The sequence below is a fragment of the Williamsia sp. SKLECPSW1 genome, from assembly GCF_054332755.1.
In genome coordinates, this window is sequence record NZ_JBTGLI010000001.1 from 3,010,083 (window position 1) to 3,026,677 (window position 16,595).

Annotated in this window: 17 protein-coding genes and 1 tRNA gene; 10 read left to right on the forward strand and 8 right to left on the reverse strand. The window is 70.1% G+C overall.

What is annotated here, in order from left to right; all coding sequences use genetic code 11:
• Window positions 1-19: 19 nt before the first annotated feature.
• The gene (gene mscL, locus ACXVUM_RS14115; protein WP_458522404.1) at window positions 20-484 is read right to left on the reverse strand and encodes a large-conductance mechanosensitive channel protein MscL; all 465 of its coding nucleotides are present in this window, start codon (window positions 482-484) and stop codon (window positions 20-22) included.
• A gap of 78 nt (window positions 485-562) precedes the next feature.
• Here mscL and ACXVUM_RS14120 point away from each other — a divergent pair, with 78 nt between their 5' ends.
• Window positions 563-1,192 carry a TMEM175 family protein gene (locus ACXVUM_RS14120; RefSeq protein ID WP_458522405.1) on the forward strand — a complete coding sequence of 210 codons (630 nt, stop codon included), beginning with the start codon at window positions 563-565 and terminating at the stop codon, window positions 1,190-1,192.
• 6 nt (window positions 1,193-1,198) lie between these two features.
• Here ACXVUM_RS14120 and ACXVUM_RS14125 read toward each other — a convergent pair whose 3' ends face one another.
• The 5 genes from ACXVUM_RS14125 to ACXVUM_RS14145 all read right to left on the reverse strand — a co-directional run bounded on the left by ACXVUM_RS14125 (window position 1,199) and on the right by ACXVUM_RS14145 (window position 5,825).
• On the reverse strand, window positions 1,199-1,906 hold the full coding sequence (locus tag ACXVUM_RS14125; protein WP_458522406.1) for an SAF domain-containing protein: 708 nt from the start codon (window positions 1,904-1,906) through the stop codon (window positions 1,199-1,201).
• 89 nt (window positions 1,907-1,995) lie between these two features.
• Window positions 1,996-2,367 carry an FmdB family zinc ribbon protein gene (locus tag ACXVUM_RS14130; protein WP_458522407.1) on the reverse strand — a complete coding sequence of 124 codons (372 nt, stop codon included), beginning with the start codon at window positions 2,365-2,367 and terminating at the stop codon, window positions 1,996-1,998.
• Window positions 2,368-2,484: 117 nt separating this feature from the next.
• A complete protein-coding gene (locus ACXVUM_RS14135) occupies window positions 2,485-3,219 on the reverse strand; it encodes a YoaK family protein (RefSeq protein WP_458522408.1) in 735 nt (244 codons plus the stop codon).
• 109 nt (window positions 3,220-3,328) lie between these two features.
• Window positions 3,329-3,919: a 5-formyltetrahydrofolate cyclo-ligase gene (locus tag ACXVUM_RS14140; RefSeq protein WP_458522409.1), complete on the reverse strand. Its 591-nt coding sequence runs from the start codon at window positions 3,917-3,919 to the stop codon at window positions 3,329-3,331.
• A 52-nt stretch (window positions 3,920-3,971) separates the two neighbouring features.
• Complete coding sequence (locus ACXVUM_RS14145) at window positions 3,972-5,825, reverse strand: EAL domain-containing protein (protein WP_458522410.1); 1,854 nt, start codon at window positions 5,823-5,825, stop codon at window positions 3,972-3,974.
• 284 nt (window positions 5,826-6,109) lie between these two features.
• Here ACXVUM_RS14145 and ACXVUM_RS14150 point away from each other — a divergent pair, with 284 nt between their 5' ends.
• The 6 genes from ACXVUM_RS14150 to ACXVUM_RS14175 all read left to right on the forward strand — a co-directional run bounded on the left by ACXVUM_RS14150 (window position 6,110) and on the right by ACXVUM_RS14175 (window position 11,640).
• Window positions 6,110-6,961 (forward strand): class I SAM-dependent methyltransferase, encoded by an 852-nt coding sequence (locus ACXVUM_RS14150; RefSeq protein WP_458522411.1) that lies wholly within the window; start codon window positions 6,110-6,112, stop codon window positions 6,959-6,961.
• Between the two features lie 72 nt (window positions 6,962-7,033).
• A complete protein-coding gene (locus ACXVUM_RS14155; protein WP_458522412.1) occupies window positions 7,034-7,969 on the forward strand; it encodes a UTP--glucose-1-phosphate uridylyltransferase in 936 nt (311 codons plus the stop codon).
• 93 nt (window positions 7,970-8,062) lie between these two features.
• Window positions 8,063-9,331 carry a molybdotransferase-like divisome protein Glp gene (gene glp / locus ACXVUM_RS14160; protein ID WP_458522413.1) on the forward strand — a complete coding sequence of 423 codons (1,269 nt, stop codon included), beginning with the start codon at window positions 8,063-8,065 and terminating at the stop codon, window positions 9,329-9,331.
• 60 nt (window positions 9,332-9,391) lie between these two features.
• Window positions 9,392-10,057: a GNAT family N-acetyltransferase gene (locus ACXVUM_RS14165; protein ID WP_458522414.1), complete on the forward strand. Its 666-nt coding sequence runs from the start codon at window positions 9,392-9,394 to the stop codon at window positions 10,055-10,057.
• Between the two features lie 121 nt (window positions 10,058-10,178).
• The gene (gene sepX / locus ACXVUM_RS14170) at window positions 10,179-11,300 is read left to right on the forward strand and encodes a divisome protein SepX/GlpR (protein ID WP_458522415.1); all 1,122 of its coding nucleotides are present in this window, start codon (window positions 10,179-10,181) and stop codon (window positions 11,298-11,300) included.
• Between the two features lie 10 nt (window positions 11,301-11,310).
• Window positions 11,311-11,640 carry a hypothetical protein gene (locus ACXVUM_RS14175; protein WP_458522416.1) on the forward strand — a complete coding sequence of 110 codons (330 nt, stop codon included), beginning with the start codon at window positions 11,311-11,313 and terminating at the stop codon, window positions 11,638-11,640.
• Window positions 11,641-11,654: 14 nt separating this feature from the next.
• Here ACXVUM_RS14175 and ACXVUM_RS14180 read toward each other — a convergent pair whose 3' ends face one another.
• Window positions 11,655-13,139: a phytoene desaturase family protein gene (locus ACXVUM_RS14180; RefSeq protein ID WP_458522417.1), complete on the reverse strand. Its 1,485-nt coding sequence runs from the start codon at window positions 13,137-13,139 to the stop codon at window positions 11,655-11,657.
• Window positions 13,140-13,440: 301 nt separating this feature from the next.
• Here ACXVUM_RS14180 and ACXVUM_RS14185 point away from each other — a divergent pair, with 301 nt between their 5' ends.
• Together ACXVUM_RS14185 and ACXVUM_RS14190 are read left to right on the forward strand one after the other, a co-directional pair.
• The gene (locus tag ACXVUM_RS14185; protein ID WP_458522418.1) at window positions 13,441-13,821 is read left to right on the forward strand and encodes a DUF2510 domain-containing protein; all 381 of its coding nucleotides are present in this window, start codon (window positions 13,441-13,443) and stop codon (window positions 13,819-13,821) included.
• 252 nt (window positions 13,822-14,073) lie between these two features.
• A complete protein-coding gene (locus tag ACXVUM_RS14190) occupies window positions 14,074-14,538 on the forward strand; it encodes a hypothetical protein (protein WP_458522419.1) in 465 nt (154 codons plus the stop codon).
• Between the two features lie 92 nt (window positions 14,539-14,630).
• On the opposite strand, the gene ACXVUM_RS14195 is transcribed toward ACXVUM_RS14190, so the two are convergent.
• Window positions 14,631-14,706 (reverse strand) — tRNA-Ala (locus tag ACXVUM_RS14195).
• 116 nt (window positions 14,707-14,822) lie between these two features.
• On the opposite strand from ACXVUM_RS14195, the gene ACXVUM_RS14200 reads away from it, so the two are divergent.
• Complete coding sequence (locus ACXVUM_RS14200; protein WP_458522420.1) at window positions 14,823-16,580, forward strand: DUF2207 domain-containing protein; 1,758 nt, start codon at window positions 14,823-14,825, stop codon at window positions 16,578-16,580.
• The last annotated feature ends 15 nt before the right edge of the window (window positions 16,581-16,595 follow it).

The window sequence follows — 16,595 nt, forward strand, 5'->3', positions numbered from 1 at the left end:
TCGGAGGCCGCTCCCGCCCTCAGGCCTCGTGTCGACCAGGACCGTCGGGGGTGGTGGTCGTCGGCGTCGTGGCGCCCGCGGTCCCGGTGCCGCCGGACTGCTGCGAGGCGATGAGATCGCGGATCTCGGTGAGCAGTTCGGCCTCGGTCAGGGCCGCGGCGTCGTCGCCCTTCTTCGCGCTGAGCGCCTTGATCTTCTCGAACGGCATGACGATCACGAAGTAGACGACGGCGGCGATGATGACGAAGTTGATCGCTGCGGTGATCAACGACCCGAAATCCATGAACGTGTTGTCTTTGCCGCTGCGGATGAGGAAGCCCAGGCCCTGCGCCTGATCGGGGCTGCCGATCGAGTTGATCAGCGGTTGGATGATGTTGTCGGTGAACGCTTTCACGATCGCACTGAACGCGGCACCGATGACCACCGCGACCGCGAGGTCGATGACGTTCCCCCGCATGAGGAAATCCTTGAAGCCCCTGAGCATGTGTCCTCCTCGCCGGTGTGACTGTGTCCGGTGATCTTAGCGACGCCTCCACCGACGGTGGTCTGATAGACCTGCGGGGTGACGGACGAAGGACCGTGGACAGGCGAGTCGCTGGATGACGAACGATTTCTCGGGCGATTGTTCGCGCTCACCGACGGAGTGTTCGCCATCGCGATGACGCTGCTCATCATCGATGTGAAGCTGCCCGATCTCGCTGACGACGCGTCCACGCACGCCGTGCTCAGTGCACTCGGGGACGAATGGCCCCGCTACGGCTCCTTCCTCATCAGCTTCTACGTCATCGCCAGTTACTGGAGACGGCATCACGCAGTCATGCGTGATGTCTCGACCTGCACTCCTCGCATGGTCCGCTCCACGACCCTGCTGCTGCTCGCCGTGTGCACGATGCCCTTCGCCGCTGCCCTTCTGGGGCGACACGGCGACGCGGGTGGTGTCGCGGTCGCGGTGTACGCCGCGGTCAACGTCGTCGCCATGATCGCACTGGCGCTGATCCGCGTCGAGGCCAGGCGGCACACCGCACAGCCTGCGACGCCACCGCTCGAACAGTCACTCGACGTGGGCGTCTACGTGATCGCGGTCCCCGCCGCGTTCGTCTTTCCCGCCCATTCGGTCCTCATCCTGTTCGTCGCTCTCGGACTAGCCGGCACCGCAGCCCGCCTCAGCCGTCGACGTCGTGGACCCCGGTGACGGTGCTCAGTGGAAGACGACGGTGACCGGCGCGGCCAGCGCCGTCCCCGCGACCGCGTGGGCGTCGGCCTCCCGCATGGCGAGCATCACGACCGGGGCCCGGGAGTCGCGTGTCGTGCGATGCGCCGGGACGACGGCCACCACGGCGCCCCGCACCAGGACGGTCCCGTCGTGACGACTGGCGCGGCGGGCGGGGACGTCGCCTGCGGCGGACTCGTCATCGGATTCGGTGAGCACATCCACCACGTCACCGGTGCGCAGCAGGTCGATCACGGCGTCGTCGGCGAGGCGCACCGGGACCAGTCGCGCAGCGGGGTCCTTCGCCAGCAGCGCGGGGAGTCGGGTGCTCAGCAGCCGCCAGTCGGTGAGGATCTCGCCGACGTGGACCGGACCGGTGACGGTTCGTCCGATCCCGTCGCGTGTCATGCGCAGGGCGCCCGGCGGTACCGATGACGGATCGACCTCGGCGACGCGCAGATCCGCGGCGGCGAGCTCGGTACCGGGAGCCAGATCCCGTCCGGCGACCATGACCGTCGCCAGACGGGTTCCGCGGTGGGCGATGAGAGCCGAGGTCAGGGCGGCGCCGACCAGCACCACTGCGAGGATCCGGCGGACGGCCAGCGATCGCGCCCATCCGGGACGCAGGGCCACACGGACCCGGTCGATGACTGTCGGGTCGAGACGGAGGTCGCGGGGGCGTTGACGGCCGGTCACGGTCGGACCGTACGGCGAGACCGACGCCGCGCAGTGCGCCGTGACTCGTCGAACCGGTCAGGCTGTGGAGTGTCGCGACCTGGGGACGGTCAGGAGGCCTTCGCCGACGTGCTCGACGAGGAACTGCTGCTCGTCGACGACGAACTGCTCGACGAGGAACTGCTGGAACTCGACGACGTGTCGCTCGAGGACTTGTCCTTGGACGACGACTTGTCGCTGGTCGACGACGAGGACTCGGAACTCGACGAGGAGTCCGATCCGGAGTCGCTGCCGACGGTCGAGCCCGAGCGGCTGTCGGTGCGGTAGAAGCCGCTGCCCTTGAACACGATGCCGACCGAGTTGAACAGTTTGCGCAGGCGGCCACCGCAGCGCGGGCACTCCGTCAGGGAGTCGTCGCTGAAGGACTGCACGATGTCGAACTTGTTGTCGCACTCCGTGCACGCATACGAGTAGGTCGGCACCGACTCACCTCCGGGAGGGAAGAACCTGGGCCCCGAGCGGGACCGCAGAACAGTCTAGCGCGCGAATTGGCACTCGACCGACGCGAGTGCCAACGCCGGGCCGACTGCACGGGCACATCACGCCTCGGGAGGCCACGCATGGCTCGTGAGCCGATCGGTGTGGAGATACCCGAGGACCGTCGCGACGGCGCACAGGCCGCACGCCCCGAAGAGCACGTACCCGCCCTCGATGATCGAGGCGACCACGCCGCCCACGACCGCGCCGGCGATGAAGCCGACGTAGAGCAGCGCGTACACGAGCCAGTCGTACATCGACCCGCCGCCGGTCACGTGGCGTTCGACCCCCTGCCCGAGTTTCACCAGCGTCCCGGTGACGTAGCTCAGTGGGATGGACACCTCGCCCTTCTTCACGAACGCCGTGTTCAGCGTCCCGACCGTGAACGCGACGATCACGATCGGCACGTACGTGACGTCGTTCTCGTCGAAGCCGTTGAGCGCGAGGTCCGTCATCCCGGCCACGAACAGGCCGAGGGTGGTGAGCACGGTGATCCCGTGCGGGTTGTTCTTCCACAGCTTGCGGCGCAGATACATGGCCACCGCGACGCCGAGGACGAACGCCAGGATGAGGATCGCGGCGTTCAGCGCGGCCGGCCCGATGACGCCGCGCTCGCGCGTCGTGTCGAAACCCTGTAGGACCGCCCGCTCGGTGTTGCCGGTCATGAAGGTGACGAAGTACCCGTCGGAGTCCAGGAACGCTGCCGCGCCGATCATCCCCGCGACCGCGGCGAGGAGCCACGACAACTGTGCTTCGCGTCCGATGGCATCTTCCCGCGTGACGCGGATCGTGGTCATGGCAGCGAACGCTAGCGGCAAATCAGACATCCTTACCGCACGCGTGGGTAATGTCACAGGCGAACGATGTGCGCGTGGTGACATGCGCCGACCCGGAGACGGCGGACCGTCACCCCGTCAGGCGGCGGAACCCCGCGCGCGGGGTCAGCGCCCAGTGCATCGGGACGTCGTGCGCGTCGCCCGGGACCGTCGGGAGCAGCTCGTCGTCGTGGACCACCGCGACGAGGACCCCGCCGGCGCCGACGAGGGAGCGGTCGTAGAAGCCCGCGCCCCGACCGAGTCGGACGCCGCGGGTGTCGACGGCGAGTGCGGGGACGAAGACGATGTCGGCCTCGCGCACGGCGGCGGGTCCGAGCCGGTCGCCGGTGGGTTCGAGCAGTCCGAAACGCCCCGGGGCGAGGCCGTCGGGGCCGTCGGCGGCGGCCCACTCCAGCGGAGACGGGTTCCCGGGGAGGCTGATCGGGAGCAGGACTCGCGCGCCCGCATCGCGCAGGGCGTCGAGCAGGGGGCCGGTCGACGGTTCGGTGCCGATCGACACGTAGGCGCACACGGTGGTTCCGGATCCGATAGCGACCGGCGCCTCGGCGAGGTGGCCCGCGAGCGCGGCACCGACCCGCATGCGGTCGTCGGCGGACATCGCGTCGCGTCGACGGATCAGGTCTGAGCGCACTGCCTTCTTCGCCGAACCGGGATCGCTCACGGGATCATCATCTCGTCCGACGGGACGGAGTCCGCGGGCGGCAGTGATCGCGTCACCGGCCGTCGTCGAGCCGACCGCCGATGCCGGGGTGGGGCCACCTGGCCGGCGCGGTGTCCGGTGCCTGTGCGCCGATGCGGTCGTCCTCGGCGGTGATCTGCGCCGGACGACCCAGGAGGAATCCCTGGACCATCTCGACGCCGCAGACGGTGATCGCATCGAGCTCGGCCCGGGTCTCGACACCCTCGAAGACGCAGCTCGCACCTGTCACCCGCGCGAACTCCACCATCGAGCGCGCGATCGCCTTCCGCGCGGGGTCGGTGTCGACGCCGCGGGTGATGACGGCGTCGACCTTGATCATGTCGGGCGAGATCGCCAGGAGCTGCCGGAAGCCGGCGTAGCCGGCGCCGACGTCGTCCATCGCGACGAGGATCCCCGTGGCCCTCAGCGCGCGCAGTGTGGTCTGCAGCTCGTCGTCGTCGGCGACGAGAGCGGTCTCGGAGATCTCCACCACCACGGTGCGGGTCGCCGCGGCGGCGACGAGCATCTCGCGACATCGGTGGGACAACAACGTCGCAGGTGAGGCGTTCACGCTGACGAAGACCGATGCCGGCAGGTCCCGGGCCGCGCAGAGGGCGCGATCGATGGCCGCGGACTCCAGTGCGACCGACAGCCCGAGCTCCTCCGCGGCACGGAACCACGCCTGCGGGGAGGCGTGATGGCCGGGGAAACGCGACAGGGCCTCGTAGCCGAGCACGGCGGGGTCACGCGCGCGACAGATGGGCTGGAAGACGATCATCGGTCCCGCGCCGTCGACCACGGCGCGGACATCGTCGAACGTGATCTCGGGCCCGACGTCCTGCTGCGGATGGGTCCCGGGATCACGCCGGCGGGCGACTGCGGCGGCGATCGACCGCTGCACCGTCCACGCTGTGCTCGCGGTGGGTGACCCGTCCTGGGTGTGCGCGGTCACCACACATCCCCAGCGCGCATTCCCTTCCCGTGTCGCGGACAGCCTGTCGAGTGCCGCGAGCATCGTCTGCACCGTCGACGAGGCCTCATCCCATCCGTCGACCCAGATGCCCACGAGGAACTCCGTGGCCGATGTGCGTGCCACGAACCCGCCGTGCGCGGTGATGCGCGTCAGCCGCTGCGTGGTCTCGAAGACGCGGGCGGGGACCCCGCCGGTCGTCTCCCCGGCGAGGAGCGCATCCCCGTCCATCTGGACCGAGGCCGTGACGAAGATCGGTGCGGCGAAGCCTGTGGTGTCGACCGCGGCGGCCGCCACCTCGAATCCGACGCGGTTGAACAGGCCGGTCACCGGGTCGCGCTGCACGGCGGTCACCGTGCGGAGGAGCAGGCGCTGGTACAGCCAGTATCCGACAGGCATGGCCAGCGCGGTCAGGACGACCAGTGCGCGGCAGGCGATCAGAAGTGGCGACTCGCCCTCACCGACGGACCCGATGACGAAGACGCACAGGACGCCGAGCCCGACGGCGGAGGTCAGCAGGAAGCATCCCGGGCCGACGAGGAACAGCGATCCGAACGCGATGGGGCCGAACAGGACCACACCCGGCATCGCCGCGAACACGGGGGACAGCTGGAGCATCACGATCGCCGTCGCGATGTTCGCGTACACCACGAACAGCAGGTCGGCCCGGCGTCGCCGTCGTTCGCGGAACCACAGCCACGCCGCCGGAACCGTGGACAGCGCGACGACCGCGACCGTCCAGCCGGCCGAGGAGAACGCTCCGCCCCGCGCATACGGCCACGCCGCCAGTCCGGCCAGGCCGGTGAGGATCGTCAGCAACGCTCCGTAGCGGCGGATGGAGGACGCCCGTCGCCCGTCGAGGAACCGGTACAGACCCTGGTCGAGAGTGAGTGAGGTGCCGAGGTGTGCATCGAGCATCGACGACGTCAGTCCTCTCGAACCGTGCGGCCCAGATGGCGCCGCGACCCGCATCGATCGTACCGTTTGCAGGCTCGTGAACTGGGCGTTCAACGTCATCGAAGGCGCGCTTGACACAACAGATGTTGGGGTCGTGCCCGATGTTCCGGCGCCACCCCGAGGTGGGATCGCGATCCTCTCCGCGCCGCGTCGTCGTCTGCGGCGGCCCGGACTGCGCGTCTCGCGATGTGCCGTTTCGGCACGTCGATGTGCTGATAGTGCGAAAGGCCGTCTACGGTCGGACCATGGCACATCACCACGGTCATGCGAGCGCCCACGGGCACGCCGCGTCCTTCGGCGACCTCGACGTCGAGACGGCGGCGTTCACACGCCACTGGGACGAGTTGCTCGACTGGGTCGCCCACGCCGGCACGGATGCGGCGTCCGTCGTCGACCTCGGGGCCGGGAACGGGGTGGCGACCATCGGGCTCGCCCAGAGGCTGTCGCGGGCTCGGCTCACGGCGGTCGACGCGCAGGACACGTGGTTCCCCACGATCGACGAGCGGGCGGCCGCCGCCGGCGTGGCCGACCGCGTGCGGACCGTCGCGGCCGACCTCGACGACGGCCTGCCTCTCGACGAACTGTCGGCGGGGCTGCTGTTCGCGTCGAACAGCCTGCACCACGTCCGCGACGCCGCGAGTGTGCTGCGGGGTCTGCGAGACGTCGCCACCGAGGACGGTGTCCTGTGCGTCGTCGAGGTCGCCCGACCGGTGCGCGTCCTCGCCGACGACGACCCCGCCGCCGGGGCGGAGTCACACGCGGGCGAGGTGCTCGGGCGGCGCCTGCGCGAGGCCATGCCGCTGCACGGCTCGCGGTGGGCCCGGGTGGTCGCGGAGAACGGGTGGCAGGTCACCGACGAGCGCGAGTTCGTGACGACCGCCCGTCCGTCCTCCGACGAGTCCGCCGGGCGGTACGCGATCCGCCACCTGGAACGTCTCGTCGGGGCGGTCGCCGACCGTGCCTCCGCCGCGGATGTCGCGCTCCTCGACGATGCGCTGGCGAGGGCCCGGCGGGACCCGGCGACGGTCTCCTGGGACGTCGACGGGTCGCGGATCGCGGTGCTCGCACGGCCCGCGCGCACAGCGGACACCCGATAGGTTCACAGGAGACGGTCGGGGATCGAGCCTAGGGTCGCCGACGAAGAGCACAGGTGAGGTGAGAGGTAGGTCATGGGACCCAAGGGCGTCGAGTACGAGAGCGTTCCCAACACGCCACCGATCCCGCGTACGGCGATCGTGCCGGCGGCCGGATTGGGCACACGCTTTCTCCCCGCCACCAAGACGGTCCCCAAGGAGCTGCTCCCGGTGGTGGACACCCCGGGCATCGAGCTGGTGGCCGAGGAGGCGAAATCGGCTGGTGCAGAACGACTCCTGATCGTCACCTCGCCCGGCAAGGACGGTGTCGTCGCCCACTTCGTCGAGGACCTGGTGCTCGAGTCGACGCTGGAGAAGCGCGGCAAGGCGTCGATGCTCGCCAAGGTCCGCAAGGCGCCGTCGCTGATGGAGGTCGCGGCTGTCGTCCAGGACAAGCCGCTGGGCCTCGGCCACGCGGTCGGGTGCGTCGAGTCGGAGCTGCGGGACGATGAGGACGCCATCGCGGTGCTGCTCCCCGACGATCTGGTGCTGCCCGGTGGGGTGCTGGAGGTGATGGCGCGCACACGTGCCCGTCGCGGCGGGACCGTGCTGTGCGCGATCGAGGTTCCCGAGGACAAGATCAGCGCCTACGGCGTCTTCGAGGTCGAGGAGCTGCCGGACGCGAACAACCCGAACGTCATGAGGCTGACGGGGATGGTCGAGAAGCCGGCGAGACAGGACGCGCCGTCGAATCTCGCGGCCGCCGGCCGCTACATCCTCGACCGCGCCATCTTCGACGCGTTGCGGCGCATCGAGCCCGGAGCGGGCGGCGAGCTGCAGCTGACCGACGCCATCGCGCTGCTCATCTCCGAGGGACACCCGGTGCACGTCGTCGTGCACCACGGGACCCGCCACGACCTCGGCAACCCCGGCGGATACCTCAAGGCATCCGTCGACTTCGCACTCGACCGCGACGACATCGGTCCGGAGCTGCGGGAGTTCCTGGTAGAGCGGCTCGCCCAGGAGTCCTGATGAGCCGTTCCGGCCCCGCCAACGGCTAACGTCGAGCCCCATACGGTGTGTCCCCGACGTGTCGGGTGACGAGGGGAGCAGGCGGGAGGCGACATGCGCTCGGTCGAGGACCAGTTGACGCGGGTGACAGCGGCGGCGGTCGCGCCGCGTCCGGTCCGGGTGGCGATCAGCGAGGCGCAGGGACTGCTCTGCGCCGAGGAGGTCGTCACCGAGAACCCTCTGCCCGGCTTCGACCAGGCGGCCATCGACGGATACGCAGTGCGCAGTGTCGATGTCGCCGAGGCCGGGATCGTCGCCTCCGACGACGAGAACGCCCCCGGCGACCACGTGGTCGTCGTGCTGCCCGTGGTCGGCGAGGTCTCCGCGGGGTCGCGGACCCCGACGAGACTGCAGCCGCGCCAGGCGGTGCGGGTCGAGACCGGTGCGCCGCTACCGACCCTCGCCGACGCAGTGCTGCCGCTGCGGTGGACCGACGGCGGCCTGTCGAAGGTGAAGATCGGTCACGCCGTCGAGACCGGTGACTACGTCCGACATGTCGGCGACGACGTCCAACCCGGCGACATCGCCGTCCGGGCGGGCACCATCATCGGCGCCGCCCAGGTGGGTCTGCTCGCCGCGGTCGGACGGACCCGTGTCCTGGTCCACCCGCGTCCGCGGCTGTCGGTGATCTCCGTCGGCGGTGAGCTGGTCGACATCGACCGCACACCCGGCCCCGGCCAGGTCTTCGACGTCAACAGCTACTCGTTGGCCGCCGCCGCGCGCGACGCCGGCGCCGACGTCAACCGGGTGGGCATCGCGAACCGTGAGGCGTCGCAACTGCGCGACGTCGTGGAGGGGCAACTCATCCGCTCCGAGATCGTCGTCATCTGCGCGCCGCTCGGCGGCACCGGATCCGACAACATCCGTGACGCCCTCGCGCCGTTGGGCGACATCGAGATCGACCGCATCGCCATGCATCCCGGCTCCGTGCAGGGGTTCGGACAGCTCGGGCGCGACGAGGTCCCCACCTTCCTGCTCCCGTCGAACCCGGTCAGTGCACTGGTCGCCTTCGAGGTGATGGTGCGCCCGCTCATCCGCATCGCATTGGGCAAACGCAAACCGATGCGACGCGTCATCCGTGCCCGCACCGTCGGCCCGATCGCCTCGGTGCGCGGTCGCCGCGGATACCTGCGCGGCCAGTTGATGCGCGACGAGCAGACCGGCGAATACCTGGTGCAGGTCATCGGGTCGTCGGAGAGCGGGTCGTCGCACCTGCTGGCGGGACTCGCGGAGGCGAACTGTCTCGTCGTGGTCGACCCCGACGACGACGAGGTGCGCACCGGCGACGAGGTGGACGTCCTGTTCCTCGCCCAACGCGGCTGATCGCGGCGGGTTCTCGACCGGCAGCGTCGAATCGGTCATCCGGCGTACTACAGTTCGGCTGTGTTCCGGCGTTCGGCGAACAGGCGCGGTGGTCCGCATCCCGGCTGGCCCGCGAAACTCGGGCCGCTGGTCACCCCCGGTGGGTCGGTGACGCTGCGCGGGGTCCGGATGCGGGACGGACGTGCGTGGAGTGCGCTGCGCATCAAGAACCAGGCGACCCTCATGCCGTGGGAGCCGACCGGTGAGGGCGACTGGAACGACCGCCACCACGTGACCGCCTGGCCGGCGCTGCTGTCGGTGCTGCGTCGGGAGGCCAAGTCCGGGTCCATGATCCCCCTCGCCATCGAGGTCGACGGCGAGTTCGTGGGACAGCTGACCATCGGCAACATCCAGCGGGGTGCACTGCGCAACGCCTGGGTGGGCTATTGGATCGACGCCGGCCGCACCAACAACGGGGTCGTCACCGCTGCGGTCGCCCTCGCCGTCGACCATTGCTTCGGTCCGGTCGGTCTGCATCGCGTGGAGGCGACGGTCCAACCGTCGAACGAGGCATCGAAGGCCGTGCTGCGGAAGGTCGGGTTCCGCCGCGAGGGTCTGCTCGAGCGGTACATGGACGTCGACCGCAGATGGCGGGACCATCTGCTGTTCGCCCTCACCGTGGAGGAGGTCGCCGGCACCGCCGCCGAGACGATCGTCCGCAGCGGTCGGGCCGCGTTCCCGGCCTGAAACTCCCGCACCTCGCCCCGGCGCGTCTCCGCTGGTGGGGCCTGTCGCGGCACTAACCTTCTGACAGTCGGATGTGACTGGTGTGGTCACAGGGATGACGCCGAGAGGAGGAGCCACCCGCATGCCCAACTCCGTGCTGTGGATCTGTCTGGTGGCCATCTGGCTGTTCGTCCTGGTCCCGATGCTGATCAAAGGCCGTCCCGAGGTCCGCAAGCCGACCCAGGCGACGCTGGCGACCCGCGTCATCGACCGTGGCGGCAAGGCGATGTCCCGGGCGACCCGGCGCATCTCCGTCGGCCGTCACCCCCACGACGCCGACTGGGTCGCGCCGGAGCGTGAGTACCGCCGGTCCGGGGACCTCCTCAACGCCGACGACGACCACGTCGACGCCCGGCGCGAGCGCGCGTCCGCCCGTGCCGCGACCGCCGTCGCCGAGACTCCCGAGTCGGACGCCCCCGAATCCGTCGACGAGACACTCCGGGATGAGTCCGACTCGTCTGACGGGCCCGTCGTCGACCTCGACGCGATCCACCTCGGCAAGCCCCGTCAGGACGTCCCGACCGCGACCGCCGCTACGACCGGATCCGGTACGCCCGTGCCGGACGAGGAGGACGACGCGGACGACGTCGAGGCCGAGTCCGACCTCGACCATGCCGAGGACACCGAAGGCCTCGAGCACGACGACGATCTCGACGAGGACGCGGAGTACGACGACGACGCTGAAGTCGACGAGGACGCGGAGTTCGAGGGCGCGGAGTTCGAGGACGCCGACGAGTTCGACGACGAACCCGTCCGCCGCGGACGAGGCGGATACGACCCCGCCGCCGACACGCGCCGCAGCGAGAAGCGATACCGCGCACGACAGCGCACTGTCCTCATGCTCGCCGTGCTGTCGCTCGCCGGACTCGGTGTGGGCATCGCGATGGGTGGGATCGGCTGGGTGGCAACCGGTGTCACGATCGCACTGCTCGTCGGCTACCTCGCCTATCTCCGTCGGACCGTACGGATCGAGGAGCAGATCCGTCGCCGTCGTGTCACCCGCGCCGGTCGTCCCCCGCGCCGGCGTGACTTCGACGACGTCGGCGACCCGTTCGCCGACGAGATCCCGTTCCATCTGCGCCGGCCCGGCGCGGTCGTCCTGGAGATCGACGACGAGCACCCGGTCTTCGACCATCTCCCGCCGTTCCAGCACCGCCGCACGATGCGCGAGGAGCCCGAATACCGAAGCGTCGTCGGTCAGTAGGTCCGCCACGGTGCTCACCTGGGACGACATCGTCGCGCTCGCGGGCGACCTGCCCGAGGTCACCGTCGGAGACCATCACGGGATGGAGGCCCTGCGCTTCCGGACCTCGATCGTGGCCACCCGGCCCGAGTCCGGTGTCGTACGGATCATGCTCACCCAGGAGCAGATCGAGGAGGCGGTCGCCGAGTTCGACTGGTGCACCGTCGTCCTGTGGGGACAGAAGGTGTCGGCCGTCGCGGTGACCCTCGACGACGCGATCGGCGAACCGGTGCGGGACATGCTTGTCGACGCCTGGCGTCGTCGGGCGCCGCAGCGATTGCACCGGGCCGTGGACAGCTGACCGCCCGGGGCCCGTCAGGGCCCGATGATCTCGGCGACGATCTTCGCCGACAACATCACCAACGGGAGCCCACCCCCGGGGTGCGACGACCCGCCGACCAGATAGACACCCGGAACCGGGGACGCGTTCTGCGGGCGCAGGAACGCGGCGCGCGCTCCGTTCGACGAGGACCCGTAGATCGACCCACCCGGGGTGAGGGTGCGGCGCTCGAGATCGGCGGGGGACAGGATCTCGCGCCACCGGATGCGGTCGCGCACGTCGACGCCCCGTTCGGCCATCAGCTCGAGGACACGGTCGGCGTAGTCCTCGGCCAGTGCGGGTGCGTCCCAGTCGAATCCGGTGCCAGGCTCGTGGCGCGGGGCGTTCACCAGGACGAACCAGGCGGCGGTGCCCGGTCCGGGGACGACGGAGGGGTCGTCGGGTGCCGAGATGTAGATCGTCGGCCGCTCGACCGGACGCGGCCCGCCGTTGCGGCCGAACAGTGCGTCGAACTCGGCGTCGTAGTCCTCGGCGAACAGCACCTCGTGGTGTGGGTGGCCGGCCGGGGGATCGTCGAGGGCGAGCAGCAGCACGAACCCGGAGAACGAGGGTGTCGGCCGCAGCACCCTGCGGGCCATCCGCCGCGTCGATCGCGTGCGCAACAGATGGCCGTACACCGACCGGGCGTCGGCGTTGGCCACGACCACGTCGGCGGGGATGTGCGTGCCGTCGACGAGGGCCACACCGCTCGCCCGACCGCGCTCAGTGGTGATCGCCCCGACGGAGGTACCGAACTCGATGCGGCCGCCCAGGCTGCGGAGCCTGTCCTGCAGGGCAGTCGCGATCTGCCCGAGACCGCCACGGACATACCAGGATCCGTAGGCCTGCTCGGCCCACGGGACGGTGGCCAGGGCGGCGGGCGCGCGGCGGGGGTCGGACCCGGTGTAGGTGGCGTACCGGTCCAGCAGCATCCGCAGCCGCGGGTCGGTGAGATGTGCGCGACCGATGCCGCGCAGGCTGCGCAGGGGCGCGATGGCCGGGAGATCGCGCAGCGGTGGATGGTTGCGGCGCAACGCCTCTGCGGTCAACGGGTTCTCCAGGAACGTCGCACGGGACGCCTCCCACATGCGTTCGGCGCGCCTCAGGAACGACGACCACTGCTCCCCCCGGCCGGGTCCGAGGGCGGCGTCGAGTGCGGCGGGGATGTCGGCGAGGTGGCCCGGCATGTCCAACTGGGTGCCGTCGGGGAAGCGGTACCGCGCGGCCACGGGAAGGCGCTCTAGATCGAGCACCTCGTGGAGGGGAACGCCGGTGGCGGCGAACAGGTCCTCGAGGATGTCGGGGATCGTCACCAGCGACGGGCCGGTGTCGAAGACGAAGCCGTCGCGACGGATGACGCCGAGTTTGCCGCCGGGTTCGTCCGCGTGCTCGAGCACCGTGACGTCATGTCCCAGGGCGGCGAGGCGCACAGCCGCCGAGAGTCCACCGACCCCCGCGCCCACCACCACGACCTGCGTCACCGGTTGTCCACCACACCTGCGATGGTGCCACCACGACCGGACAACCCGGCCGACTCGGCCGTCGACCCGACAGAAACCATGTCGGCGAAGGACTCTCCGGGCCGGCGGCTCCCGGGTCGGGGGAGACAGGGAACCGCCGGTATCTCCGGAGAGATCTCCACGCAGTCATGCGCGGAGTGGGACGGATGGGGATTGGGGGGGACACCCCATCCGCACCCATGATCGACTGTACGCAAGTTCACGATCGCGAACCGCGATTGTCGCAACTCTGTTTTGTGAACATTCCGCTACGGTTCCGCCCATGACGATGCTTCCCCCGCCCGGGTGGCACCCGGATCCCTCCGGGTCGGGCAATCTGCGCTGGTGGGATGGGTTGCGGTGGACCGCCGCCACACAGCCGCCGCCGTACGGTCACCACCCGCAGCGACCGCTGCCACCGTCGAGTTCCGGGCGATTGGCGCTGATCATCGCGCTGGTGGTGATCGCTGTGCTGATCGCGGGAGGGATCGCCGCGGTGATCGCAGGAGGGTCGGATCGGGATGCGCCCGGTCTTCCCGGTGTGACCGTGCCGAGCATCCCGGAGTACACGGTGCCGTCCGAGGCGACGGAACCCCCGAATTTCACCCAGGCGCCGACGGTCCCGCCGTTCACCACGGCGAAGTACGGCCCGACGGGCGGCTGACGACGGACGGCAGGGCCGCGCTCGCCGACCTTTTCGCCGACTGTGCCACTTGCGCGGTGCACGAGGCTCTACACAGAAGTGCAACGGTCTGCGTTGTCTCCATCGGTCTCGGCTAGGCTCCTGCTTTGCACGTATGTGCGGGGATGGGGATCGCCGACACATGCAGGAGTTCGACATGGTCACCACTTCGCGCCTCGCTGCGCACGAGACCGTCGCTGCGGCACGCGGCGACTTCGGGGAAGTCCCCACGCCGTGAAGGTCGTCCGTTCCACCGAGTTGCCGGTGTCGGCGCACCGGGCGCGGGAACTCGCGGCGGTGCCGAGTGTGATGCAGTTCGTGTTGGCGCCGGTGCTCACGTTCTCGATGGGCGAGGCCCCCGCGGCGGATGTCCCGGTGACTCCCGGATTCTCTGCGCGCGGTCGGGTGCTGTGGCTGGGTGTGCTGCCCAGCTGGACGCACGTGATCCGGGTGGTCCACCTCGACGACCACGAGATCCGCACCGAGGAGCACGGGGGTCCTGTCGAGGTCTGGCGACACCGTCTGACCTTCGAACCGATCTCGCCGACGCGATGCCGGTACACCGATGAGGTCGAGGTCGCCGACGGCCCGCGCGGTCTGGGAGCTGCCCTGTTCGCCCGGTTGGTGTTCCGGCACCGCCACCGTCGGTGGCGCCTGCTGACCGCGATCCTCGCGGAGGACCGCGACCGCAACGGGTGACCGACGGCAGTCGTCGGTGCTCTGGTGGGGTGGTCCACGGAGGGGAAACGCCCTGCCCGCGACGGGGACGGGCCTCTGAACTGGGTGAATACTGGTGGAGCTAGGGAGAATCGAACTCCCGACCTTCTCGATGCGAACGAGACGCGCTACCAACTGCGCTATAGCCCCTGGTGAAGCCCCACCACGGTAGCAAAGGGGCCGGGCGGGACCGAAATCGGGCGTCAGGTGTCGTCCGACCCTCGTAACCCGGGCAAACCGACCGGACTGGGCTACGCTGCCGACCCATGAGGCGAGCGATCACCGTGGTGGTGGGGCTGCTCGTCGCCGTGGGCGCGATGTTCATCCCGCTGCTCACCGGCGCCGGCGACGACTCGGGGTCACCGACGACGGAGACCGCGCGGATCGCCGACTACACCGCCGACTTCCGTGTGAGCGCGGACGGTCGTCTGCGGGCCACCGAGACTCTCGACGTGGACTTCCCGGTGAGCAGGCACGGGATCTTCCGCTTCTTCGACGTCGTCGACCCGACCGACCCGCACGTCCGCCTGATCCCCGAGGACATCTCGGTCACGCGGGACGGTCAGCCGGACGGGCTCGACGTCACCACCCAGTCGAACGGCGAGTACCGCGTGGCGAAGATCGGCGACGCCGACACCACGATCAGCGGTCGACACCGCTACGTCATCGACTACACCATCCCGGGGGTGCTCGGTCGCGCCGAGAACGGCGCCGCCGGGTCACAGTTCTACTGGAACGTCATCCCCGGCGGGTGGCAGATGCCCATCGCGCGCAGTCAGATCCGCGTGCAGCTCCCCGCCGCCCCGCAGGACATCCGATGCGCCGTCGGGACCGCGTCGACCTCCGGCTGCACCGCGCAGGCCGACGGGACCGCGTTGACCGTCGCCACCGGTGAGCTGGAACCCCACACGCCCGTGACGGTCCAGACGCGTATCGACGTCCCGACCCCCGATCGGGTGACGCTGCCGTGGACCGTCGCCTTCGACGACGTCTTCGGCCGCTCGGTGCCGTGGGCGGTCGTTGTCGGGGTGCTCGCGCTGATCGCGGCCGGCGGTGCCGTCTACATCGTGCGATCCACCCACGAACCCGCACCGGCGTTCCCGCTCATGTACGCGCCGCCCGCCGGACTCGGCCCCGCGCAGGGTGCGTTCGTCATGACCGAGACCACCTCCGACGATCTCTTCGCCGCGACGATCCTCGAGATGGGCGAGCGCGGCGCCGCGACGATCGCGAAAGAGGGCGACAGCTGGACGATCCGGGGGAGTGAACGTCCGTCCACACCCCTGGACACCGTCACCCAGCAGGTCGTGACCTCGCTGGGTGTGCGTCCCGGGGGCACCTTCACCGCCGACCCCTCCGACGTCGACGCGGGAAGGGAGCTCAAGGACGTCCGGTCCGGGTTCGACAGCGCTCTCGGTTCGTGGGCTACGTCGTCGGGGCTGCTGCAGGCTGCGCGGCTCGCCCAGGGCGCGCGACTGGCACTGGTTCTCGCGGCCGTCGTCGCGGGCGTCGTCTACATCTGGAACCCGCTGCACATGTCGATGGTGGGCCTGCCGTTCGCCGTGTTCGCGGTCCTGAGTCTGCCGGTGCTGCAGCCCGGAGCGGTCACCTTCCGCACCAAGTCCGGCCGCGACGTGTGGTCGCAGGTGGGCGGGTTCCGACGGGTGCTCGGAACGCCGTCGTCGGAGGCCCGGTTCGACTTCAGTGGCCGCAGAGAGCTGTACACGCAGTACATCCCCTTGGCGGTCGCGTTCGGCGTCGCCGACGTGTGGGCGGAGAAGTACCGCGTCTCCGTCGGCGAGGACCCGCCGACCCCGGGCTGGTTCTCGGGCGGACCGGCCTTCTACGCCGGATACGGTGCGGGGACGTTCGCGGGCTTCACGTCGGACTTCTCGTCGTCGGTGTCGTCGGCGATCTCCTCGTACGAGGCGACGCAGCGATCGTCGTCGAGTTCGGGCGGCGGGTTCTCCGGCGGCTTCTCCGGTGGCGGAGGCGGCGGTGGTGGCGGTGGTGGTTCGTGGTGACAACCGGTGAGAGAG

Bases quoted from the DNA above. Each gene is read 5' to 3' on its own strand.
- glp (WP_458522413.1), top strand. From the start codon at position 8,063: ATGCGCTCGGTCGAGGACCAGTTGACGCGGGTGACAGCGGCGGCGGTC.
- mscL (WP_458522404.1), bottom strand. From the start codon at position 484: ATGCTCAGGGGCTTCAAGGATTTCCTCATGCGGGGGAACGTCATCGAC.
- ACXVUM_RS14185 (WP_458522418.1), top strand. From the start codon at position 13,441: ATGACGATGCTTCCCCCGCCCGGGTGGCACCCGGATCCCTCCGGGTCG.
- ACXVUM_RS14145 (WP_458522410.1), bottom strand. From the start codon at position 5,825: ATGCTCGATGCACACCTCGGCACCTCACTCACTCTCGACCAGGGTCTG.
- ACXVUM_RS14135 (WP_458522408.1), bottom strand. From the start codon at position 3,219: ATGACCACGATCCGCGTCACGCGGGAAGATGCCATCGGACGCGAAGCA.
- ACXVUM_RS14200 (WP_458522420.1), top strand. From the start codon at position 14,823: ATGAGGCGAGCGATCACCGTGGTGGTGGGGCTGCTCGTCGCCGTGGGC.
- ACXVUM_RS14150 (WP_458522411.1), top strand. From the start codon at position 6,110: ATGGCACATCACCACGGTCATGCGAGCGCCCACGGGCACGCCGCGTCC.
- sepX (WP_458522415.1), top strand. From the start codon at position 10,179: ATGCCCAACTCCGTGCTGTGGATCTGTCTGGTGGCCATCTGGCTGTTC.
- ACXVUM_RS14155 (WP_458522412.1), top strand. From the start codon at position 7,034: ATGGGACCCAAGGGCGTCGAGTACGAGAGCGTTCCCAACACGCCACCG.